Origin of the sequence: Sphingopyxis sp. JAI108 (assembly GCF_013410105.1) — a bacterium.
Lineage (GTDB): Bacteria > Pseudomonadota > Alphaproteobacteria > Sphingomonadales > Sphingomonadaceae > Sphingopyxis > Sphingopyxis chilensis.
Genome location: NZ_JACCCJ010000001.1, coordinates 1,551,883 through 1,575,417, shown reverse-complemented (window position 1 = coordinate 1,575,417; position 23,535 = coordinate 1,551,883). Strand labels below are relative to the sequence as shown.

At 64.9% G+C, this 23,535-nt stretch carries 19 protein-coding genes; 10 read left to right on the top strand and 9 right to left on the bottom strand.

The features are described from left to right. The first annotated feature begins 218 nt into the window (after window positions 1-218). Window positions 219-986, top strand: a complete 768-nt coding sequence (locus HDC29_RS07575; protein ID WP_179495865.1) for a crotonase/enoyl-CoA hydratase family protein — start codon at window positions 219-221, stop codon at window positions 984-986. Between the two features lie 197 nt (window positions 987-1,183). Here the strand turns inward: HDC29_RS07575 and HDC29_RS07570 are convergent, their stop codons facing one another. The 5 genes from HDC29_RS07570 to HDC29_RS07550 form a co-directional block, all read right to left on the bottom strand. After that, on the bottom strand, window positions 1,184-2,005 hold the full coding sequence (locus tag HDC29_RS07570) for a helix-turn-helix transcriptional regulator (protein WP_257018097.1): 822 nt from the start codon (window positions 2,003-2,005) through the stop codon (window positions 1,184-1,186). Window positions 2,006-2,225: 220 nt separating this feature from the next. Continuing rightward, entirely contained in the window at window positions 2,226-3,542 is a 1,317-nt protein-coding gene (locus tag HDC29_RS07565; RefSeq protein ID WP_373562772.1) for an amidohydrolase, read from the bottom strand. Between the two features lie 34 nt (window positions 3,543-3,576). Further along, window positions 3,577-4,224, bottom strand: coding sequence for a DUF4893 domain-containing protein (locus tag HDC29_RS07560; protein WP_179495863.1), 648 nt, complete (start codon window positions 4,222-4,224; stop codon window positions 3,577-3,579). 75 nt (window positions 4,225-4,299) lie between these two features. Next, complete coding sequence (locus HDC29_RS07555; RefSeq protein WP_179495861.1) at window positions 4,300-5,085, bottom strand: 3-hydroxybutyrate dehydrogenase; 786 nt, start codon at window positions 5,083-5,085, stop codon at window positions 4,300-4,302. Between the two features lie 41 nt (window positions 5,086-5,126). Beyond that, the gene (locus tag HDC29_RS07550) at window positions 5,127-6,284 is read right to left on the bottom strand and encodes a patatin-like phospholipase family protein (RefSeq protein ID WP_179495859.1); all 1,158 of its coding nucleotides are present in this window, start codon (window positions 6,282-6,284) and stop codon (window positions 5,127-5,129) included. A gap of 151 nt (window positions 6,285-6,435) precedes the next feature. Between HDC29_RS07550 and HDC29_RS07545 the strand changes: the two genes are divergently transcribed. Both HDC29_RS07545 and HDC29_RS07540 read left to right on the top strand, forming a co-directional pair. After that, a complete protein-coding gene (locus HDC29_RS07545) occupies window positions 6,436-7,341 on the top strand; it encodes a neutral zinc metallopeptidase (RefSeq protein WP_179495857.1) in 906 nt (301 codons plus the stop codon). After that, window positions 7,314-8,600: an amidohydrolase family protein gene (locus tag HDC29_RS07540; RefSeq protein WP_179495855.1), complete on the top strand. Its 1,287-nt coding sequence runs from the start codon at window positions 7,314-7,316 to the stop codon at window positions 8,598-8,600. Before HDC29_RS07545 ends, HDC29_RS07540 begins: the two co-directional genes overlap by 28 nt. A gap of 53 nt (window positions 8,601-8,653) precedes the next feature. Here HDC29_RS07540 and HDC29_RS07535 read toward each other — a convergent pair whose 3' ends face one another. Further along, on the bottom strand, window positions 8,654-9,418 hold the full coding sequence (locus HDC29_RS07535; RefSeq protein WP_326913257.1) for an HPP family protein: 765 nt from the start codon (window positions 9,416-9,418) through the stop codon (window positions 8,654-8,656). Between the two features lie 130 nt (window positions 9,419-9,548). Between HDC29_RS07535 and HDC29_RS07530 the strand changes: the two genes are divergently transcribed. From HDC29_RS07530 to HDC29_RS07510, 5 genes are all read left to right on the top strand, one after another. After that, window positions 9,549-11,615: a S9 family peptidase gene (locus HDC29_RS07530; protein WP_179495853.1), complete on the top strand. Its 2,067-nt coding sequence runs from the start codon at window positions 9,549-9,551 to the stop codon at window positions 11,613-11,615. A 149-nt stretch (window positions 11,616-11,764) separates the two neighbouring features. Then, window positions 11,765-14,518, top strand: a complete 2,754-nt coding sequence (locus HDC29_RS07525) for a valine--tRNA ligase (protein ID WP_179495851.1) — start codon at window positions 11,765-11,767, stop codon at window positions 14,516-14,518. After that, on the top strand, window positions 14,515-15,978 hold the full coding sequence (locus HDC29_RS07520) for an MATE family efflux transporter (RefSeq protein WP_373562771.1): 1,464 nt from the start codon (window positions 14,515-14,517) through the stop codon (window positions 15,976-15,978). The genes HDC29_RS07525 and HDC29_RS07520 overlap by 4 nt, the downstream gene beginning before the upstream one ends. Window positions 15,979-16,070: 92 nt before the next feature. Further along, window positions 16,071-17,243 (top strand): sensor histidine kinase, encoded by a 1,173-nt coding sequence (locus HDC29_RS07515; protein WP_179495840.1) that lies wholly within the window; start codon window positions 16,071-16,073, stop codon window positions 17,241-17,243. A gap of 4 nt (window positions 17,244-17,247) precedes the next feature. After that, window positions 17,248-17,979 carry a LytTR family DNA-binding domain-containing protein gene (locus HDC29_RS07510; RefSeq protein WP_179495838.1) on the top strand — a complete coding sequence of 244 codons (732 nt, stop codon included), beginning with the start codon at window positions 17,248-17,250 and terminating at the stop codon, window positions 17,977-17,979. A gap of 78 nt (window positions 17,980-18,057) precedes the next feature. Here the strand turns inward: HDC29_RS07510 and HDC29_RS07505 are convergent, their stop codons facing one another. Further along, window positions 18,058-18,396 carry a UrcA family protein gene (locus HDC29_RS07505; protein WP_179495836.1) on the bottom strand — a complete coding sequence of 113 codons (339 nt, stop codon included), beginning with the start codon at window positions 18,394-18,396 and terminating at the stop codon, window positions 18,058-18,060. Between the two features lie 303 nt (window positions 18,397-18,699). Here HDC29_RS07505 and HDC29_RS07500 point away from each other — a divergent pair, with 303 nt between their 5' ends. Further along, window positions 18,700-19,134, top strand: a complete 435-nt coding sequence (locus HDC29_RS07500) for a hypothetical protein (RefSeq protein WP_179495834.1) — start codon at window positions 18,700-18,702, stop codon at window positions 19,132-19,134. Between the two features lie 72 nt (window positions 19,135-19,206). Here HDC29_RS07500 and HDC29_RS07495 read toward each other — a convergent pair whose 3' ends face one another. Further along, on the bottom strand, window positions 19,207-19,632 hold the full coding sequence (locus tag HDC29_RS07495) for a hypothetical protein (RefSeq protein WP_179495832.1): 426 nt from the start codon (window positions 19,630-19,632) through the stop codon (window positions 19,207-19,209). A 155-nt stretch (window positions 19,633-19,787) separates the two neighbouring features. Between HDC29_RS07495 and HDC29_RS07490 the strand changes: the two genes are divergently transcribed. Next, on the top strand, window positions 19,788-21,308 hold the full coding sequence (locus HDC29_RS07490; RefSeq protein WP_257018096.1) for a BCCT family transporter: 1,521 nt from the start codon (window positions 19,788-19,790) through the stop codon (window positions 21,306-21,308). A 16-nt stretch (window positions 21,309-21,324) separates the two neighbouring features. On the opposite strand, the gene HDC29_RS07485 is transcribed toward HDC29_RS07490, so the two are convergent. Then, entirely contained in the window at window positions 21,325-23,409 is a 2,085-nt protein-coding gene (locus HDC29_RS07485; protein WP_179495828.1) for a M13 family metallopeptidase, read from the bottom strand. Between the last annotated feature and the right edge of the window lie 126 nt (window positions 23,410-23,535).

The following is a 23,535-nucleotide window of genomic DNA, read 5'->3' as shown; positions in this document are numbered from 1 at the left end:
AATCAAGCAGGTGACGCCGACGCCGAGACCCCGAAAACAGGGGGGAGATAGGGCCAGAGCATCGGTGTCACCCGATGCGGTCCGACATCACGTGGCGGAAAATATCCCGCCGACGCCAGAGGGGCCCGGCCCGCATTTCTTTTATCTAGGGTCGCAGCGCGCCGCTTGCAAGTCCCCTCGCACCGCGCCACGCTGCGAATTATGGAGGAGGAAGCCCGATGAGCGTTAAGATCGCAAGCGATGGGCCCGTCACGATCGTAACGATAAATCGCCCCGAAAAGCGCAATGCGGTTGACCCCGATACCGCCATTGCGCTGCGCGACACTTTTTCCGCTTTCGCTACCGACGCAGCCGCCAAGGTTGCGATCCTGACCGGGAGCGACGGCCATTTCTGCGCCGGCTTCGATCTCGGCGCCGTCGGCACCACGCGCTACGACCCCGACGGGCCGGGACCGATGGGGCCCACGCGAATGCTGCTCGAAAAGCCGGTGATCGCCGCGGTAGAAGGCCATGCCGTCGCCGGCGGGCTCGAACTTGCGCTCTGGTGCGACCTCCGCGTCGCGGCCGCCAGCGCGGTCTTCGGCGTCTATTGCCGCCGCTGGGGCGTGCCGCTGATCGACGGCGGCACCGTCCGCCTGCCGCGTATTGTCGGACAGGGCCGCGCGCTCGACATGATCCTCACCGGCCGCCCTGTTGCGGCCGAAGAGGCGCAGCGTATCGGCCTTGCGGACCGCGTCGTCCCCGACGGTAGCGCGCTCACGGCGGCGGTCGAGCTCGCGAAACAGGTCGCCGCCTTCCCCCAAATCTGCATGAATAGCGACCGCCTCGGCGCCTACCGCCAGTGGGATTTCGACATCGAAGGAGCACTGGCGCACGAAGCGCACGCCGGTGTCGCCCCCTTGCGCGAGGGCGCGGCGGCGGGCGCAAAACGTTTCACCGAAGGCGCTGGACGCGGCGGCAGCTTCGACGCCTTCAAGTGGGACTGACACCGAAGAGGAGGGTTACCGCTGTACGGATCATTCCAACGTCGCGAAAAAGGACAAAGCGGCCCCCCGGGGCAAGACCGGGGTGCCGAAGTTGGGAGGGCTGTCGTCAACTCGCTTGAGCGCCGGCGTCTCTTCGTCGCCCCGGGGTTGATCTGGGCAAAACGCCACACGATGCCGGCGGTGGAAACTAGCCGCGATCAATCGATACGATTGAAATGCGTCGTTTCCAGTTTTTGACGATTGTCGCTCGACCACACGATCGTTTCGGTCATGGATTTCAAATCTTTGGCGACCGTATAGACGCGCGTCGATACCCGGGTGCCCGCTTTTCCCAACGTCATGACCAACGTGTCCGGCGCGGGCTGGCGCAGCGCGACGGTATCGATGAAACCCATATTACCGGTTATCGGCACGGGAACGCCATCGAGGGCTGCGGTCGATTCCGAATACTTGCTGGAGCCGTCGGGTGCCACGGTCTCGACGCGCGTTGTCCATTTGCCGTCTTGCGATGGCTGGAACGTCATCGTCACCCGTTGAGGCCGTTCCGCCTCGGGCATCAGCGATGCGTCCAGCGCCCAGATTCCGGCCAACGGCGGCTGCGATACCGCGCCGTGAACGGCGCTCGATGTGCCGATCTGGTCGGCGGACGGGTTAGCCGCGACGATCAATCCGACGGCGGCCAGGGGTATTGCGATGAGCATGACGATCATTCCTTTCGAACCGCGAACCCCGACGGTTGCGGTGTGCGCCAAGTCCTCCACAGCCGAGCGCCGTCCCGAAAGATCGATATTTTCGTGACAAGTTTTTTGGAGATCCAGAAGCCGCGCCAATTCGCGGCTGCTGCCGACGCCAGTCTTGCGGCGGGCAGAACGCAGGCGCTCGTTAATCGAGGTTTCCGAACGGCCCAGACGTGCGGCGATGGTCTTGACGGTATGCCCCGCGACCAACAGACGCAAAATTTCCATTTCCCGGTCGGTAAGGCATGCGGACAAGCCGGGAGCAGGTTGATTGGCAGACATGTCCTTCGCTCACCACAGCCTCAACATCAGGTCCATCCCAATTTAATTGGGAAATGGCAGCGGGGCCCGATCGAGCATCGGAATAAGCGGGCGCTGAAGTTTCGTCGGCACGTCGATCCCAAAAGTGGATGCTCCTCAAAACTCCCACCCGGAATCGGCGAGCCGCTCCGTGTCCGCCAACGACTGCCCACCATTTCCCATTCGGGTTTCAGATCGACGGCTATTTCTTCGCCAGCAGCTTCATCGTCATCGCCGTCAGCGCTTCGGTCGCGGTAGAGATTACCGCCGGCGCGTCGGGCGCCCAGAAGGGCGAATGGAGGCTCGGCAAAGTCCGCCCTTCCTTTTTAGCCGCATCATATTCGGCGTGCGGCACGCCGCCGACCCAGACGATCAGGCTCTTGATGCTCTTGTCCTCGCGCCCGAAGCGGCTGAAATCCTCGCCGCCCATCACCGGTGGCATCTGCACGACGCGGTCATCGCCAAAGCTCGTTTTCAGGAACGCGGCCATTTCCTGGGTGAAATCGACCGTGTTGAAAGTCGCGGGCGTATATTCGTCTTTCTGCACCGTCACCACGGGCATGCGGTCCTCGGGAACGCCCGCGGCGATCGCCTCGCCCTTCGCGATGCGCGCGATCCCGTCGAGCAGATGCTCGCGCACCGTGTCGCTATAGCTGCGCACCGTCAGTTGCAGCCGCGCCTCGTCCGAGATGATGTTGTGCTTTGCGCCGGCATGAAAGCTGCCGACGGTCACGACCGCGCTGTCGAGCGGGCTGATTTCGCGCGACACGAGCGTCTGGAGCGCGCCGACGATTCGGCTCGCCAGTACGATCGGGTCTTTCGTCGCCTGCGGATAGGCGCCGTGACCGCCGACACCCTTTACCAATATGTCGACGCTGTCGACATTGGCGAGTGCATAACCCGGCGTATAGCCGATCTTGCCCGCGGGAAACTGCGCCGCGTCGTGGAATGCCAGCACATATTCGGGCTTGGGAAAGCGCGTATAAAGCCCGTCCTCAAGCATCATCCGCGCGCCCGCGCCGCGCTCCTCGGCGGGCTGGCCGATCATCACCAGCGTGCCCGACCATTTCGCCTTGTTCGCCGCCATCAGCCGCGCAACACCGATCCACGCGGCCATGTGCGTATCGTGGCCGCACGCGTGCATCACGCCCGTTTCGACGCCTTCCTTGGTGGTGACGCGCACTTTCGACGCGCCGGGCAGCCCCGTCTGTTCGGTCACCGGCAGGCCGTCCATGTCGGCGCGCACCATCACGACCGGTCCGGGGCCGTTTTCCATTACCGCGACGATGCCGGTGCCGCCGACCCTTTCAGTGACCTTGAAGCCAAGCTTGCGCGCTTCGGCGGCGAGGATGCCCGCCGAGCGGACCTCCATGAAGCTGAGTTCGGGATGCGCGTGCAGATCCTGGTAGATCGCCATCAACGACGGCATCTGCCTTTCAACCTCGCCGCCCAGCGTCTGCGCCGCCGCCGGCATAGCGAGAGCCAGCGCTGCCGCGCCCGTCCATAAAATCCGCATCATCTTTCCCCTGTTTTGCGTTTGCCTGTGCTGTTCGTCAGCCCGCCGGCACGAGTTCGATCACGTCGAGCATGGATTCATAGGCCGGGGCGGGCAGCACAAGCCGCCAGCGATTGTCGCCGATCCGCTCGACCAGCCCCGCCATGTCGCGCATCCGGTCGCTGCCGTAGTTGATCGCCATCTTCTCGTCGCCAAGCTCAAGCGTGCCGAGGAAGATTTGGCGTTTCAGATTGTCGGGAAAGATCAGGCCGACCGGCCGCTGCGATCCCGACAATTTGGTGAGGCTCGACAGCCCCTGTTCGGGCGCGACGCGGCAGCGGAACCAGCCATAGGCGATATAGGAAAGGCCGCCCCGCCCCTGCGCCCCCACCTTGATTGTCCGGCAACGATAGTCGCCCGCCGGCAGGTGCGGGTTCGGCAGCGCCGCCATCGGCTGGAGAAGCACGCCCTCACGGTCGATATCCGCGCCAAAGCCCTTGGCGCGCGCGTCGGTCAGCGCCGTCTGCCAGCTATTGTACCAGCCGCGGATCCGTTCCTTGTCGGCGTCGGTCGCGGTCGCGCGCCAGCCGCCCGTTGCATCCGGCGGCGTGTCCGCCGACGATGGCGGCACAGGTGGCACCACCGTCCGGCAAGCGCCAAGGGTGACGCCAAGCGCCACCGCCAAAACCCAAATGGTGCGACCCATGATTCTCCGTTTCTCCCCGGCCCCTTGATGGTTAACCTTAGGAGGCCAAAGGAGATTGCTCAAGGGTCGAGCAGGTCAGGCCGCGGTCCAGCCGCCATCGACGCTAAGATTGGCGCCGGTGATGTTGGCCGCCTCGTCGCGCGTCAAAAACGACGCGAGCGCCGCGACCTGTTCGACCGTGACAAACTGCTTGGTGGGCTGCCCCGCGAGCAGCACATCGTTGATCACCTGCTCGCGCGTCATGCCCCGCGCCTTCATCGTGTCGGGAATCTGGTTTTCGACCAGCGGCGTCCAGACATAGCCGGGGCTGATGCAATTGACCGTGATGCCCGCATCCGCAACTTCCAGCGCGACGGTCTTGGTCAGCCCCGCGAGCCCGTGCTTCGCGGTGACATAGGCCGATTTGAACGGCGAGGCGACGAGCGAGTGGGCCGAGGCGGTCGCGATGATCCGCCCCCACTTCTTCCTGCGCATGATCGGCACGGCATGGCGGATCGTATGGAAGGCCGCGGTCAGATTGAGCGCGATGATCATGTCCCATTTCTCAACCGGGAAATCCTCGACCGGCGAGACGAACTGCATCCCCGCATTGTTGACGAGGATGTCGACCCCGCCGAAATCCTTCTCCGCTTGCGCGAACATCCCCTCGATCTGTTCGGGCTTGGTCAGGTCGGCGCCCTCATAGGCGGCCTTGCCGCCGCTGATCGCCTCCAGCCCCTTTCGCTCGGTCTCGATCGCGTCGGCCTCGCCGAAGCCGTTGATGATGATGTTCGCGCCGTCGGCCGCAAAAGCCTTCGCGATGCCGAGCCCGATGCCCGACGTCGATCCGGTGACGAGGGCGGTCTTTCCTTTGAGGCGCATGGAGCAATCCTTTCGGTGGGGAGAGTAAGGGGTTCTGACCCCTAAGAAACGTCGGTTTGGCCCTTTGGTCGCAATGCATTCGATTGCACGGCGAAACTGTCCGACCGCCCTTCGGCGATGCTGTCGGCGAGTAGGTGACCGTCCTTCATCGCCGCCTCGACCGCGTCGCGGCCGAGCGCCCAGTTGACCTCCATCGTCGAACGCGAAAATTCGAAATCGCGCGCGCCGGTCTGCCAGGCAGGCGGCTCGTGGATCAGCTGGACGAGGTTGAGCGCCTTGCAGTCGACCATTTTCCGCACCGCCTTCACCTCGGGCAGGTCGGCATATTCTTCGGACAGCTTTTGCAACATTCGGTCGATCAGCCGGTGCTCCTTGCGCCGCCGCACAAGCCCGTCCGAAATCCGCCGCGTGCGGCTTGAGTAACGGATGTCCTTCTCGCGCGACCAGGCCTGCTCGAGGTCGTGCGGCCGCTCGCCCCGGGCCGGAAACAGGTCGACCTGGAACACCAGCATATCGTCGTCCGCCGCCGCGACGACATGTTCGAGCGGGGTGTTCGAAACGAGCCCGCCGTCCCAATACCAATGGCCGTCGATCTCGACCGGCGGCAGGCCCGGCGGCAAGGCGCCCGACGCCAGAATATGCCGCGCATCGATCGTGTCGCATGTCGTGTCGAAATAGCGAAAATTGCCGGTCTCCACCGCGACCGCGCCGACCGATAGCCGCACCTTGCCGTTGTTCACCCGGTCCCAGTCAACCAGATGGTCCAGCGTCGCCGCGAGAGGAGCCGTGTCATAAAAGCTGATCGCCTCGGGCGTCTGCCGTTCGGCGAAGGCGGGCGGCGGAAAGCGCGGGATGAAGAAACCCGGAACGCCGAACGCCATCACCTGCCCCGCCGCCGCCATGTGAGACCATTCGCGCGCCCAGTCGTTGTCGGGGATCGGCAGAGAGGGTAGCGCCGACGACACGCCTTCCCAGAATGTGCGCATCTTGCCGACTGCCTGATCGCGCTCGTTGCCCGCAATGATCGCCGCATTGACCGCGCCGATTGAAATGCCCGCGACCCAGTCGAGCTCGATACCGAGTTCGATCAGCGCCTCGTAAACCCCGGCCTGAAAGGCGCCAAGCGCGCCTCCCCCTTGAAGGACGAGGACCACAAGATCGGGAAGTGGCAGCGCGGCACGGGCGGCTCGGCGGGGCATACTCGGGGGCAATCCTCTGGCTTGGAGCGGCGTCCATGTTGCACCGCACCACGGGTCATTGCAATGCCCTCCTTCGATGCGAAGTCCCTTCCAATTACCGGGTGCTGCTGTAACACTCCCGGGAACACGACCCTTACGGTGGAGAAGCCCGATGCGCCTCGACGATTATGATCCCGGAGACGATATTCGCGATCTGGGCCGGGGCGGCGGTGGTTTTGGCGGGGGCGGTGGCGGCGGTCTCGGCGGGCTGCTGATCGGCTTCCTGCCGATGTTGCTCGGCCGCAAGATGGGCTGCGGGACGATCCTGCTGCTCGGCGCGGTCGCGTTTTTCGTGCTCGGCCCCGGTGCGAACATGCTGAGCATGGGCGGCGGCACCACCGATCCGATGGCCGACAGCCGCAGCGGCGCGAACGTCGCCTGCGATACCCAAGCCGAACGCTTCGCGTGCAACGTCTTCGGCTCGACGCATGAGGTATGGGGCAGCCTGATCAACGGCTATCAAAAGCCCACGCTCAATTTCTTCACCGACCAGAACCGGTCGGGTTGCGGTGCAGCTCAGGCGGCCATGGGGCCCTTCTATTGCCCCGCCGATCAGGGCGTCTATCTCGACACCGCCTTCTTCCGCGAACTCGAACAGCGTTTCGGCGCCGCTGGCGACGCCGCGCAAGCCTATGTCGTCGCGCACGAAGTCGGCCACCATATCCAGACGATCAGCGGCATTTCGAACCAGGTCCGCAGCGCACAGGGCCGCTCCTCGCAGGCCGAGGGCAATGCGTTGCAGGTCCGCATGGAACTCCAGGCCGATTGCTACGCCGGCGTCTGGGCATCACGCGCGCGCAACAGCGCAGGCCAGCCGGTGATGGAGCCGGGCGACATGGAAGAGGCGATGCGCGCCGCCAATGCAATCGGCGACGACACGTTGATGCGCTCGGCGGGGCAGCGCCCGGTTCCCGAAAGCTTCACCCACGGGACGAGCGAACAACGCATGACCTGGCTGCGCCGCGGCCTGCAAACGGGGGATCCGCGCCAGTGCAACGCCTTCGATACCGCCATCTGAGCGCCGCGATCGCGGTATCCTTTCTGGCGGCATCGCCGGCCTCGGCCGAAACCCTCTATATAGCGGCGGGTCGGCTGATCGACGGCGTCTCGAACGCGGTCCGCACCGGCCAGTGCATCACCGTCGAGGCCGAACGCATCAAGGCGGTCGGCGCCTGCGGAAAGGCGCCCGATGGTGCGACGATCATCGACTGGTCGGACTTCACCGTTCTCCCCGGCCTGATCGACCTTCACACCCACCTCGCCGACCTTGGCCAGAGCGCCGATCTCGCCGCGCCGATGAAGGCATCGCCTGCCGAAACGGCACTTGTCGGCGCGCGCAACGCGCGGGTCACGCTCGACGCGGGTTTCACCAGCGTGCGCGACGTCGGCACCTATCGCGGGCTGACCGACGTCACGCTGCGCAATGCGATCGACCGCGGCGACGTGCCGGGTCCGCGCATGTGGGTGGCTGGCGCCTATCTCACGATCCCGAAAGGCGGCGGCGAACTCAACGGCGTCGTCCCGAACGAGCAATTGCCGCCGGACATGCGCCTCGGCGTCGCGGCGACGCCCGAAGAGGCTGTGGCGAAGACGGCGTATCTGCTCGACCACGGTGCCGACTTCATCAAGACGATCGCGACCGGCGCGGTGCTCGCGATCGGCACGGAGCCCGGCGCGCCCGAGATGACCGTCGAGCAGCTACGTGCGGTCGTGAAGGTTGCGCATGCTCGCGGCAAGAAGGTCACAGCGCACGCGCACGGCGCCGAGGGGATCAAGAATGCGATCAACGCCGGGGCCGACAGCATCGAACATGCCAGCCTCGCCGACGAGGCGGCGCTGCAACTCGCGAAGAAAAACGGCACCTGGCTCGCGATGGACATCTATAACGGCACCTACATCGACGATATCGGCACGAAGGAGGGCTGGCCCGAAGAGTATCTGCGCAAGAATCGCGAGACGACCGACGCCCAGCGCACCGCCTTCCGCCGCGCGGTCGAACTCGGCGTCAACATCGGTTATGCGACCGACGCCGGCGTCTATCCGCACGGGCTGAACGCGCGGCAGTTCCGCAACATGGTCAAATATGGAATGACGCCGATGCAGGCGATCCAGTCGGCCACCGGCCGCGCATCGGAGGAAATGGGGCGCGGCGACGTGGGCGCGATCCTACCGGGCCGCTATGCCGATTTCGTCGCGGTAAAGGCCGATCCGCTCGCCGACATCGCCGTGCTCGAAAAGATCGACCATGTGATGAAGGGCGGCGTGCTGATCCGCTAGCTCGTTGATCGCGTTGAACCAAACTCCGTGGTTCCGACAAAAAAGGTCCGATCTTAGGACGTTACCACCTCGCGCGCGGTCTTCCCGCCACGAACCTTTTTGACCGCATCGAGTTGTGCCCGGCCGATCCGCGAGGCGGCGTGGACTTCGGCGCGGGCAAGCAGCAACGCCAGATCCTCGCGGCCGATGTCGAATGTCTCGCCCAGATCGTCGAGTGCGGCGTCGATATCATCCATCAGCAAGCCCGCCGGCGCCGCCGCAACGACGGGCTTTCCATCCACCGGCGCCGCGCGGTGGGGGTAGCTGTGTCCCGAAAAGCGATGAAAGGCCCAGCCCGCCGCGACGAGGAGCAGCGAATTGACGGCGACAGGCAGCAGCAGGTGCCCGGCGTGGCCCGACGCCAGCGTATGTCCGCCGATCACTGCGCTCAATGCGGCAGCACCACCGGGCGGGTGGAGGCAGCGAAGCAGCGACATCGTCAGGATCGCGCCGCCGACGGCCAACGCCGCAGCCAGCGCCGGTTCGGGCACCAGCCCGGCGACGATGATCCCGAACGCCGCCGAAATGACATTCCCGCCAACAATCGACCAGGGCTGGGCGAGCGGACTCGCCGGGACCGCGAACAGCAGCACCGCTGACGCGCCGATCGGCGCGACGATCCACGGCGTCGCGGCAGGAAATAGGATGAAGCAGGCGGCGCCCGCGATACCGATGCCGATCAACGCACCAATACTGCCAATCGCGCGGTCACGCAGGCTCGCACCCGCGAGCAGCGGCACGAACAGGCGGATGGTGGTGGTCGACAGCGCCCGGAACACGCGATTCTCCTTTGCGCCGCGCCGATGGACCATCATGGCGCTTCGATCCAGTGAAGTTTGATTGAGCCGCGCGAAGCTGGATTTGCCGTTAGGCTCTTGAACCGGCTCGCCGCGACGTTAAACCCCCGCCATGCGTAACATGCTCCTCACCAGCGCGATCGCGCTCACCGCCGCCCTTTCCTCCCCCGCCCTGGCCCGCCCGATGACCGAGGTGGACCTAGCAATCTTGAAACGCGTCTCCGCGCCGACCGCGTCGCCCGACGGGCGCTGGGTCGTCTTCCAGATGACCGAGACCGAGGGCGGAACCTACAAGCGATCGACCGGGCTCTGGCTCGTCGACCGCAATGCAAAGGGCGCGAAACCGACGCCGATCGCCGACACCGCGGCCAAGAATGAAACCTCCCCCGCCTTCGACAATGACGGCCTCCTCTATTTCCTCTCGAACGCGTCGGGCAAGGATCAGGTGTGGCGTATCGATCCGAAGACGGGCGGCGCCGCGACGCAGGTCACCGATACCAGGGCCGATGTCGCGGGTTTCAAGATTGCGCCAGACGGATCAAAGCTGCTCGCATGGGGCGACATTCCGAAGGAATGCACCGACTTCGGCTGTGAGGCGAAGGACAAGGGCACGCTTCCCGGTCCCGGCACCGGCCGTCTCTACAAGGATGGCGCGGGTTTCGTGCGCCACTGGGATCATTGGGAAACCCCCGGCACCTATAGCCGCCCCTTCGTTTTCAACCTCGAAGGCGGCAAGGCGATCGCCGCGCGTCCGGCCGACGCAGGCCTGATCGGCGACACTCCCTCCAAACCCTTCGGCGGCGGCGAGGAACTCGCCTGGGGCGCTGACAGCCGCACCGTTTTTTTCACGCTGCGCAAGGCCGACCGCAACGAACCGATGTCGACCAACCTCGATATCTACAGCTGGCTTGTCGACAGCCGGATGATGCCGGTGAACCTGACGCAGGACAATCAGGCGACCGACACCCTCCCCACCCCCTCGCCCGACGGCAAATGGCTGGCTTATGCCGCGATGGCGCGGCCCGGCTACGAGGCCGACCGGCTCGTTCTGATGCTGCGCAACCTCGAAAGCGGCGAGACGAAGAAGCTCACCGACGCATGGGATCGCTCTGTCGGCTCGATCGCCTGGGCGCCCGACGGCAAGTCGCTCTATATCACCGCGCAGGACACGCTCGAACATCCGGTGTTCCGCGTCGATGCCACGACGGGCAAGGTTGAGCGGCTGAAGGCGTCACCGGAAGCGGTCGAGGGCAATGTCGGCGACGTCACCCCGCTCCCCGGTGGCGCTTTGCTCTATTCGCGCAACAGCGCGCTCCTGCCCACCGATCTCTTCGTCCGCGATGCCAAGGGCAAGGTCGGCCAGCTCACCAACGTCAACGCAGCGGCGCTCGCCGAATTCGATCCGGTGAAGCTCGAAAAGATCCAGTTCGCCGGGGCGAATGGCGACAAGGTGTGGGGCATGATCCTGAAGCCCGCCAACAGCACGGGCAAGCTGCCGGTCGCCTTCATCGTCCATGGCGGGCCGCAGGGCAGCTTTGGCAACAGCTGGTCGACGCGCTGGAACCCGCGCCTTTTCGCCGAGCAGGGTTACGGCGTCGTCACCGTCGATTTCCACGGCTCGACCGGCTATGGTCAGGCCTTCACCGACAGCATCAACAAGGATTGGGGCGGCAAACCGCTCGAGGATCTTAAGCTCGGCTTCGCCGCCGCCGGCAAGCAGGATGCGCAGCTCGACCTCACCAACGCCTGCGCGCTCGGCGCCTCCTATGGCGGCTATATGATGAACTGGATCGCGGGCCAGTGGACCGACGGCTTCAAATGCCTCGTCCAGCACGACGGCGTGTTCGACCTGCGCGCGATGGCGTTCGAGACCGAGGAATTGTGGTTCGACGAATGGGATCATGGCGGCCCGTGGTGGGAACGCACCGACCCCGAAAAGTGGAACCCGGTCAATCATGTCGCGAAGTGGAAGACCCCGATGCTGGTGATCACCGGCGAAAAGGATTTCCGCATCCCCTACAGTCAGGGCCTCGCCGCCTTCACCGCGCTCCAGCGCCGCGGCGTTCCGTCAGAGCTGCTCGTCTTCCCCGACGAGAATCATTGGGTCCTGAAGGGCGCGAACAGCGTCCAGTGGCACCAGACAGTGTTCAACTGGATGGGCAGCCATTTAAAGAAGTAAGCCCACCTCTCCCTATATCGTCACCCCGGACTTGATCCGGGGTCCATTTCCTCGCCGCAGGAATGGATGCCGGATCAAGTCCGGCATGACGAGGATGGGTTCGTTCCCCCCTTGCCGCCTTCGCCCCCGACTGGCAAAGGCGCCCGGCTATGCCGATGGAAAAAACATTCGATCCCGCCGCTATCGAGGCGAAATGGGCCCATGAATGGGAAAGCCGTGGACTCTTCCGTCCCGCGCGCCCCGACGCGACACCCTTCACGATCGTCAACCCGCCGCCGAACGTCACCGGCGCGCTGCATATCGGCCATGCGCTCGACAATACGCTGCAGGACGTGCTCGTCCGCTACGAGCGGCTGCGCGGCAAGGATGCCCTCTGGATCGTCGGGATGGACCATGCCGGCATCGCGACGCAGATGGTTGTCGAGCGCCAGCTCAACGAACGCCAGCAAAAGCGCACCGACTTCACGCGCGACGAGTTCGTCGACAAGGTCTGGGAATGGAAGGCGACCAGCGGCGGCCAGATTACCCGCCAGCTCCGCCGTCTCGGCTGCTCGATGGACTGGTCGCGCGAGCAGTTCACGATGGATCCGCATTTCACGCGTGCGGTGGTCAAGGTATTCGTCGACCTCCACAAGAAGGGTCTGATCTACCGCGACAAGCGCCTGGTGAACTGGGATCCCGCGCTCAAGACCGCGATCTCCGACCTCGAAGTCGAATCGCACGAAGTGCCGGGCCATATGTGGCATTTCAAATATCCGCTCGCGGATGGCGAAACCTACACCTATGTCGAGCGCGACGCCGACGGCAATGTCTTGTTCGAGGAAGAGCGCGACTATATTTCGATCGCGACGACGCGCCCCGAAACGATGCTCGGCGACGGCGCCGTTGCGGTGCATCCCGACGACGAGCGCTATCGGCCTATCGTGGGCAAATATTGCGAAATCCCCGTCGGGCCCAAGGAACATCGCCGCCTGATCCCGATCATCACCGACGAATATCCCGATCCGCATTTCGGGTCGGGCGCGGTCAAGATCACCGGCGCGCATGACGAAAACGACTATGGCGTCGCGCAACGCAACGGCATTCCGATGTATCGCCTGATGGACGAAGTCGCCGCGATGCGCGCCGATGGTCCACCCTACGCCGAAGCCGCCGCGCGCGCGGTCGAAATCGCCAGGGGCGCGACCGCGACCCCGGCCGAAATCGACGCGCTCAACCTCGTTCCCGAAGAATATCGCGGGCTCGATCGTTATGAAGCGCGGGGGCGCGTCGTCGCCGACATCGATGCCGAAGGGCTGATGGTCAAGGTCGAGGACAAGCTGATCATGCAGCCGTTCGGCGACCGTGGCGGCGTCGTGATCGAGCCGATGCTGACCGACCAATGGTATGTCGACGCCAAGACGCTGGCGCAGCCGCCGATTCAGGCGGTGCGCGACGGGCGCATCAACATCGTCCCCAAGACGTGGGAAAAGACCTTCTTCAACTGGATGGAAAATATCCAGCCCTGGTGCGTCTCGCGTCAGCTGTGGTGGGGGCACCGGATTCCGGCGTGGTACGCCGAGGACGGCCGCATCTTTGTCGCTGAAACCGAGGAAGAGGCGCAAGCCGAAGCGGGCGCCGGTGTCGCCCTGACCCGCGACGAGGACGTCCTCGACACCTGGTTCTCCTCCGCCCTCTGGCCCTTCGCAACGCTCGGCTGGCCCGAGAATAGCGAACTGCTGAAGCGCCATTACCCCAATGACGTGCTCATCTCCGGCTTCGACATCCTCTTCTTCTGGGATGCCCGCATGGCGATGCAGGGGATGGAGTTCATGGGCGACGTGCCGTGGAAGACGCTCTACCTCCACGGCCTCGTCCGCGCGCCCGACGGCGCGAAGATGTCGAAGTCGAAGGGCAATGTCGTCGACCCGCTCGGGCTGATCGACCAGTACGGCGCCGACGCGCTGCGCTTTTTCATGTCGGCGATGGAAAGCCAGGGCCGCGACATCAAGATGGATGACGCCCGCCTCGCCGGCTATCGCAACTTCGCGACCAAGCTGTGGAACGCCGCGCGTTTCTGCGAAGCCAACGGCATTTCGGCCTCGACCAGCTTCGAGGCGCCCGCCGCGACGCTCCCGGTCAACCGCTGGATCATCGGCGAGGTCGCCGCGACCGTCGCCGCGATGGAAAGTGCCTTCGCCGCCTATCGTTTCGACGAGGCCGCGAATGCGATCTACAGCTTCGCGTGGGACCGTTTCTGCGACTGGTATCTCGAACTGATCAAAGGGTCGATCGACGACGAGACGAAGGCGGTCGCGGGCTGGGTGCTCGACCAGATCCTCGTCATGCTCCACCCGTTCATGCCGTTCATCACGGAAGAGCTGTGGACCGGGCTTGGCGATCGCGCCGACTATCCGCTGATCACCGCCAAATGGCCCACGCCGAACGCCGCGCACGATGCCGACGCCAGCGCCGACATCGACTGGCTGATCAAGCTCGTCAGCGAATTGCGGACTGCCAAGGCCGAGCTTGGTCTGCCGCCGGGCGCGCGCCTGACCGCGCATTTCCCGGTGTCGCTCAAGCGCCGCACCGACAAGCTCGCCGCGCAGCTCGACCGCCTCGCACGTCTTGAGACGGTCAGCTTCGACCTCGCCCCCGCGGGCGCCGCGGCGCAGCTCGTCGTCGAGGGCGAGACGATCACCGTGCCGCTCGAGGGCGTCATCGACATCGCCTCCGAACGCGACCGGCTGACCAAGGCGCTCGCCGCCGCGACGAAAGAACGCGATGGCCTCGCCGGCCGCCTGAACAACGCGTCCTTCGTCGAACGCGCCAAGCCCGAAGCGGTCGAAAAGGCGCGCGTCGACCACGCCGCCAAGGAAGCCGAAGCCGACCGCCTGACCGCCGCACTGGCGCGGCTGGGGTGAACGAAGAGGTCCCCGTCACGCCGACGCCGGTCGCGGCGGCGGCGGACCCGGCTGCCAGCCCGGTCCCGCCGCGCCAGACCGCGCGCGGCGCCGGGCGGATGGACCTGACCCAGGGGCCGATCACCAAGACGCTGATCCTCTTCGCGCTGCCGACGCTCGCGTCGAACATTCTCCAGACGCTGTCGGGATCGGTGAACTCGATCTGGGTCGGGCAATTCCTCGGCGAGGGCGCGCTCGCCGCGACCGCCAACGCCAATATCATCATGTTTCTGATGTTCGGCGCCTTCTTCGGCTTCGGCATGGCGGCCACGGTGTTGATTGGGCAGTCGATCGGGCGCGGCGATATCGACGCTGCGCGGCGCGCGACCGGCGGCGTGATCGGCCTTGCGCTGATCTTTTCGATCGTCATCGCGATTGTCGGCTGGTTCGCGTCGGACCAGATATTGCGTTGGCTCGAGACCCCGCCCGAAGCCTTCGGGCTCGCGCATGATTATCTCCGCGTCACCTTCCTCGCGGTTCCCGCGTCGATGCTATCGGTGACGCTGATGATGGCCTCGCGCGGCGCGGGCGATGCCGTGACGCCGCTCCGCTTCATGATCCTCGCGGTCGTGCTCGACATCGTCTTCAACCCCGTGCTGATCCTCGGCCTCGGCCCCTTCCCGCGCCTGGGGATCGCGGGCAGCGCGCTCGCGACTGCGCTCGCCGGGACGATCAGCCTCGCGGGCATGATCGGCTGGTTCTACGCGAAGAACCATGTTCTCCGCCTGCGCGGCCGCGAACTGTCATACCTTCTTCCCAAATGGAGCGAGCTGCGCTTCATCATCGGGCGCGGCCTGCCGATGGGCGCGCAGATGCTCGTCATCTCGGGCGCCGGACTCGTGATGGTCGGGCTCGTCAACCGCGAGGGGCTCGTCACCGCCGCAGCCTATGGCGCGACATTGCAGCTCTGGAACTATATCCAGATGCCCGCGCTCGCGGTCGGCGCGGCGGTCAGTTCGATGGCGGCGCAGAATATCGGCGCCGGGCGCTGGGACCGCGTATCCTCGGTGACGAACAGCGGCATCGCGATCAACCTCGCGATGACCGGCGTGCTCATCGCGCTCCTCCTGGCGTTCGACCGTGCCGCGCTCGCGCTGTTCCTCGGCGGCGAAAGCCCGGCGATCGACGTTGCGCGCAATATCCAGCTGATCGCGACCTGGACTTTCCTGCCCTTCGGCACGACGATCGTGCTCATCAGCACCTTGCGCGCCAACGGCTCGGTCGTGCCGCCGCTCGTCATCCTGTTCCTGTCGATGTTCCCGATCCGCCTCGGCATCTATTATTTCGGCTATTCCGCGGTCGGCAGCGACATCCTCTGGTGGAGCTTCCCGCTGTCGTCGCTCGCCTCGCTGGCGATGGCATGGGCCATATACAAGCGTGGCGGCTGGCGCCGGGCATTGCCTCGGTCCGGGGGCGGCTAAGTCGCCGGCTTTCGACCAAGGCGCGCGCCGCTTCGACTGGCGGCCCGGCGCCCGCTAGCCAGCGACCGGCTTTTGCCGCTAAAGCCATGTCAATGAATGTGACAAACCGCAAAGACGCGCTGCGCGACCAGCGCGCGAAAATGCTGGCCGCCGCGCCCGACTGGCGCGCATCCGACGCGCGCGTCAATCCGCGCGTCGCGATCGGGTCGATCATTGCCATGTGGCTGATCTATTTCCTGATCACCACCGGCCTCGCCATGCTGACCGGCGCGCCCGAACAATGGTCTTATGCGGGCCGCCGCGCGATCGTCGTCGTCGCGGGAATATTGTGCACCTTCGTCCTCTACCAGTTGCTCCAGCGCGCCCAGCCGCAAAGCTTCGGCGCGCGCCTTGCCGCCGCGATGGGCGCCGCGATCCCGCTCGTCGTCGTTTATGCGACGATCAACCTGCTCGTCTTCTTCTATTGGTTTCCCGCGCCCGACACGGCGAAGATCATAGAGGAAGTACAATCGAAATTCCCGGTGGCGTGGGAAATGGTGTTGATCCTCGACAGTTCGATCCGCTGGTATTTCTTTTTCGCGGTCTGGGCCGCGCTCTATGTCGCCTTCGGCTACGCCAATGAAATGCGGGCGGTCGAACGGCGCGCCAATCATTTCCGCATGGAAGCGCAGACCGCGCAGCTCCGGGCCTTGCATTATCAGGTCAATCCGCATTTCCTGTTCAACACGCTCAATTCGCTATCGACGCTGGTGCTGAAGGGGTCGAAGAGCGAGGCCGAGACGATGATCATGAACCTCTCGTCCTTCCTCCGCTCAAGCCTTGCGGTCGATCCCGAACAACTCGTCAGCCTCGACGAGGAGATCGCGCTCCAGCGTCTCTATCTCGATATCGAACAGACGCGCTTTCCCGACCGGCTCCAGGTCGAGGTGACGATGCCCGACGAGTTGAAAAACGCCTGCGTGCCGGTGCTGATCCTGCAGCCGATCATCGAAAATGCGATCAAATATGGTGTTTCGCCCAGCAAGGGCCGAATCGCGATCCGCCTCGACGCCAGTGCCGAATATGGTCTGCTCATAGTGCGCGTCGAGAACGACATCGACCCCAAGGCGCCCGTCCCCGCTTCGGGTACTGGGCTCGGGCTCGGCAATGTTCGCGAACGCCTGCTGACGCGCTATGGCCCCACTGCGGGCTGCGAATGGGGCAAATCGGATAGTGGCGGCTTTGTCGTTTCGCTCTGGCTGCCGCTGGCACGGGAGGCTTGTTGACGTCATGATCCAGACCTTGCGCACCCTGATCGTCGATGACGAACCGCTGGCGATCGAGCGCCTGCAAATCCTCGCCGGGCAACAGGACGGCATTTCGCTCGTCGGCACCGCCAGCGACGGCGCCTCGGCGCTGCGCATGGTCGATGCGCTCGCACCCGACCTGGTGCTCTGCGACATCGCGATGCCCGATCTCAACGGGCTGGAGGTCGCCGCCGCGATCGAGGGCATGGACAATCCGCCCGCGATCGTCTTCGTCACCGCCTTCGACCGTTATGCGGTCGCGGCGTTCGACGTCGCCGCGGTCGACTATCTGCTCAAGCCCGTGTCGCCCGACCGCCTCGCCCGCGCGCTCTCCCGCGTTCGCGAATGGCGCGCGACCGAGCGGGCGCCGGCACAAAAGAGCAAGTGGATCAACGAATTCTGGGTCCAAAACCGCGGCGAGATGCTGCGAGTCGACGCCGGCCAGGTCGATCTGATCGAGGCCGAACGCGACTATATGCGCCTGCACGTCGGCGGCCGCAGCTGGCTCATTCACCAGACGATCAAATCGCTGGAAGCGCGGATGAACCCCGACCAGTTCATGCGCATCCACCGGTCAAAGATGATCCGCCGCGAAGGCATTGTCGGATTGAAGCATCATGGCGACGGGGCGTGGAGCGTCGACCTTGGCGAGGGTGGCGTCCATCGTATCGGACGCACCTATCTCCATGACGTCAAGGCGATCATGCACGTCTAAAGTCCTACCCCACCAAAAAAAAGCGGCCATGCCGCCAGGGCATGACCACTTTTTGGGATCAACATACAGCCGGGTTGGTCAGGGCGCGGCGACGACCATCGCGCCCTGGTCGGCGAGGCGCGTGCCGCCGCCGTTGAACAGGGCCGCGAGCTTGGTTTCGGCGTCGCTCATCGCCTGCACCTTGCACGCGTTTTCGGCGGCGCGCTCGCGCAGCGTCGCACGGCCCGGCAATCCGCAGACCTTGCGAACGGCCATCTTGACGCGGGTCGTCAGTCGTTCGCGACCGCGCTCGCTCGACAGGTTGAGATCGTCATAGGACACGGTAATGCTCCGCGTATCGTCTTGCGCGAAGGCGGGGGCCGCGACGCCGGCCGTCGCCAGCGGCACAGTCAGCAGCATCAGGAAAAATTTCGCCATGGGGGAGTCCTCTCTACAAGGGATGCGGGATACCGGTCGGCGGACCGGGGAGACCGTCTTCCGATATCCCGCAACACGGTTGATACCCCTTGGACGTCGCGGGAATCATCTTTGGATCGATCGGCGCGAACGGCGGCTCGATTTACGGACGAAGGGCGTCCATCCGTCGACGAATGGTCGGCGGAGGGGTAATATCGTGGCGCAAGGCTTGCATCGGACACACGGCCGTGGCCAAATCGGACTGTGACGAGGAAATTATCTTTCACACCGAGTCGATCCGGCGGCGAATGGCTCGTACGCGTATTGCTTCTGGCACTCGCGGGTGCGCTTGCCGGATTGCTGCTGGGCGAAATGATCGCCGAACCGCTGGCGGCGCCGCGCGCGCCCCTTACGACCTCTTATTCACGGCACAGTGCCAATCCCGAAGCCCGCGTGCCTCAGGGCGAAACCGCCGCCGCCTGCATCTCCTGCCCCGACAGCTATGGCGTCGCGGCAAGGCTGCGCGCCGAACGCGACGGGCGGATGATGGACGGCGCCTTTCGCGAATTGGGGGCGGTCGATATCGACGCGCCGCTGCCCGCCGAACCGGCCGACGACAGTTACCGATATGGCGGCCGCTTCCCCGACCATAGCCCAAAGGTCGGGACGGTCCCGGCCGAAGACGCGAAGATGATCCCGCCTGCCGTGGACGGTGATGTACCGCCTGAGGCAGGATTCGACTGGCCGCCCGCAGAATAGTGAAAACCTGTCGTCAAAATCATCCGCATCACCGAGCGAGCCTCGGGGATGCGGATCAGGAAGCCGTCGGCCTTACTTGGGCGGCACGGGTGCCTGGGGCGCGCAGCGCGTCGTGTCGCCCGCCTTGCACGCGGCGACATCGGCCTCCCATTTCATCCGCTCTTCGGCCGACATCGCGGCCACGCGCGCCTTTTCGGCTTCATAGGCCGCGGTTTCTTCGGCATAAACCTGTTGGTCATGCGCGATCTGCTGCTGCGCGGCCGACACTTCCTGCGTATAAATGGTGTTGTCGGTGCTGGCGCGAGCCGCCTGTTCGGCATTGAGGCGCGCCGTATTCGCGCGTTCCTCGGGCGTCGTGCCGTCGGGCGCTGTCTCTTCGGCAACAGGGGCTACCGTTCGTGCGGCCGCAGGCGCGGCCTCGGGCGTCTGCCAAGCCATGGCCTGGGCCGAAGAAATCAGCGCGAATGCGGCGCTCGCCGCCCAAATCATCCTGGTCATCGAAGTCCTCCTTCAAATCATCCGTATCGGCGGTCGAACGCTTGGCCCGTGGGACCGTTCCCGCCCGATTTGACCTCCGATGGAGCAATCGCCATGCTACGGCCCCGACCCTAGGCGCATCCCTTGTCCGATCGGCCGATCATTTGCCAACATCCTTGAAACATCCGCTCAATCGCCCGGTATTTTTCACGCCGCTGGCGGTGCTTCTCGCCGCCGTCGGCCTCAGCCTGTGGCAGGGACCGGCGGTTGTCGCGGCCGAGACAACGGTCAACGACTGGATCCTCGGCAACTTCTCGCCGCTCTTCGCCTGGGCCGGGATCGGCTTTCTGGCGCTTCTCGCCTGTATCGCGCTCTCGCCGCTCGGCGGGCGGGTCATCGGTGAGACCGGCGCCATCCCCATCCTTTCGCGCTGGCGCTGGTTCGCGGTGACGCTCTGCACGACCATCGCGACCGGCATTCTCTTCTGGGGCGCGGCCGAGCCGCTGTTCCACCTCAACGATCCCCCCGCTATGCTGGGGCTCGAACCCGGCAGCGACGCCGCCGCGACCTTCGCGATGTCAACGATGTTCCTGCATTGGACGCTGACGCCCTATGCCATCTATACCGTTGCCGGACTCGCCTTCGCGCTCGTCTATTACAACCGCCGCGAACCCTTCAGCCTGTCATCGCTCTTCGTCCCCCTGATCGGACAGCGCGCGCACGGCCCCGTCGGGACGGGCATCGACATCCTCTGCCTCTACGCGCTCGTCGCAGGAATGGCGGCCTCGCTCGGCGCCGGCGTGCTCGCACTCGCGGGCGGGATCGAAGGGCTCGGCGGATTTCGCGGCGGCGACCCGCTTCGGTGGGCGATCGCAGGAACGATCGTGGCGACGTTCGTCGGCTCCGCCGCCCTCGGACTTCAGCGCGGCATAACCCGCCTTTCGCTCCTGAATGTCTGGCTGTTCTTGGCGATCCTGTTGTTCGTGCTTTTGGCGGCGCCCACCGGACGGCTCCTCACGCTGGGGCTTGCCGGCGCCGCCGACTATGCCGTCACCTTCCTGCCGCGCAGCCTCGGCGCAGATGTCGATCCCGATTGGCACCGGCAATGGACGATCTTCAACTGGGGAAACTGGTTCGCCTGGGCGCCGGTCACCGCGCTCTTCCTCGGCCGGCTGGCGGTCGGCTATACCGTGCGCGCCTTCATTCTGTTCAATCTCTTGCTCCCGGCGTTGTTCGGCGCGGTGTGGATGGTCGTTATCGCCGGCACGACAATCGCGCTCGACCAGGGATCGGGCGGAGAACTCTATGCCGTGCTCACCAGCGTCGGCCCCGACCCCCTGCTCTATCGCCTGTTCAGCCAGCTCGGCGGGGGTTCGCCGGTGCTCGCGCTGCTGATCGGCGCGATCTTCCTTTCCTATGTTACCGCTGCCGACAGCAACGTCTCGGCAATGAGCGCGCTGTCGACGCATGGTATTTCGCCCGAAACCCCCGAAGCACCGCTGGCGATCAAGATCGTCTGGGGCGTTGCAGTCGGGCTCGTGGCGACCATCCTGGTTGCCGCGTCGGGCATCGACGGCATCCGGATGATGTCGGTGCTCGGCGGCTTTCCGGCGTTGTTCATCATCGTCGGAGCGGCGCTGTCGCTCACCGTAATGGCCGTGCGGGGACGGCGCGAGGCCGCCCCCGCCCAATCCTGAGAAAGCGGTCTCAGGGCTACCAGATCTTCGTGCGTGCCTCGGGCGCCAGGTAATATTTGGCCCCCGCCTCGACGCCGAACGCCTTGTACCACGCGTCGACGTTGCGCACCGGCCCGATGATGCGCCAGCGCGCGGGACTGTGCGGGTCGCTCGCCACCTGCTGCTTGATCGCATCCTCGCGCGCCTTGTCGCGCCACGCCTGAGCAAAGGCGAGGAAGAAACGCTGATCGCCGGTCAGTCCGTCAATCACCGGGGCCTCCTTGCCGTTCAGCGAGCGGTGATAGGCATCATAGGCGACCTCAAGCCCGGCAAGGTCGGCGATATTCTCTCCCATCGTCAGATCGGGATTGATAAAGGCGTCGGGCGCGGCCTCATATGTCGCATATTGCGCGCCGAATGCCTTGGCCTGCGCATCGAAACGCGCCGCGTCCTCGGGCGTCCACCAGTCGCGCACCGCGCCCTCGGCATCGATCTTGCGGCCCTGATCGTCGAAACCATGCGTTATCTCGTGGCCGATAACCGCGCCGATCGCGCCGTAATTGACCGCATCGTCGACGCTTTCGCTGAAATAGGGCGCCTGCAGGATGCCAGCCGGAAACACGATCTTGTTCTCCAGACCGCCGTTGTATGCGTTCACTTCTTGCGGGTTCATCGCCCATTTCTTGCGATCGACGGGCTGGTTCAGGTCCGACAGCGCATAGGCATATTCGAAGGCCGAACTGCGTTTGACGTTGCCATAGAGATCGGCGGGATCGATCTTCAGCGCCGAATAGTCGCGCCATTTGTCGGGATAGCCCACCATCACGTCCATTTTGGCAAGTTTCGCCAAAGCGGCCTCTTTGGTGACCGGTGCCATCCAGCTGTTGGCTCGAATGCGATCGCCCATAGCCAGTTTCAAATTCGCGACGAGCACTTCCATCTTCGCCTTGGCGCTCGCCGGAAAATATTGGCTTGAATAGGTCTCGCCGACCAATTCGCCGAGGCTGCCGTCCACCAGCGTCAGGCCGCGCTTCCAACGTGGGCGCAGCTCGCCCACGCCGCTGAGCGCCTTCGTATATTCGAAACGGCTGTCGACGAACGCCTTGTCGAGATAGGGCGCGGCATTGTCGGCGACGTGGAACTGCTGCCACAGCTTGATCGTGTCGAGCGGCGTCTTGGCATAAAGCGCGGCGATATCGCGAACCGCCGTCTTTTCGTTGACGATGATCCGCTTTTGCGGCGCGATACCCGCCCCGACGAACCAGGCGGACCAGTCGAGCCCCGGCGCGTAGGCGGCGAGTTCCTCCGAAGACATCGGATTGTTGATCTTGCCGATGTCGCGGCGGTCGGCGATTGCCCAGCTGACCTTCGCGATCTCGGTTTCGAACGCCATGATCGCGTCGGCCGCCTTTTCGGGGTCGGCGTTGCCCACCATCTTCATCATGCGGGCGATATAGGCGCGATAGGCGTCACGCTGCGGTTTGAAGCTGTCGCTCAGATAATAATCGCGCTCGGGAAGCCCCAGCCCCGCTTGCCCCAGCCACAGGACATTGACCGTCGGATCGGCGGTGTCAGCATAGGGCCCACCGCTGACGATCGTCGAACCGAAGGTGCCCTGCGTGCCGCCCATGAAGCGCGCCATTGCTTTTTTATCTTTGATCGCGGCGACCGCGGCCACGTCAGCCATCAACGGCTTGGTGCCCAATGCCTCGACCCGCGCCTCGTCCATGAAGCTCTGATAGAGACCGCCGACCTGACTCGTCGCCGGCGCGCTCGTAACAAGCTGGCGGAGCTGGCGCTGGGTCAGATTATAGACGTCATAGCCGACCCCCGCCGACGCCTGATCCGCCGGAATCTCGGTTCGGGCGAACCAGTCACCGTTCGCATATTTGTCGAAATCGTCCCCCGGCTTCACCGACATGTCGCGCGCGCCCAGGTCGACGCCCCATTTTCCGAACGTCAGCGCCTTCAGCGAACCGTCCGGCGAAGCACCTCCCGCACCCGCGTCTCCGCTCGGCGCGATGGGTGCCATTCCCGGACTGACATCTTTCGCCAAGGCCGGCGCCGCGATCAGCACCGCCGCGATCGCAAGTCCCGCGACGCTCGAAGTAAAACTCTTCATATCCCCAGTCTCCCGTTCCCCGGCGCCGCCGGGTCGAGACGGCGCGCATGATCATTCTTGTCCGCCTGTCGCGCCAGAGGGTCAAGCGAGTGACCCGACGCTGGTCGAAGTCTTTGTGGGGTTGGT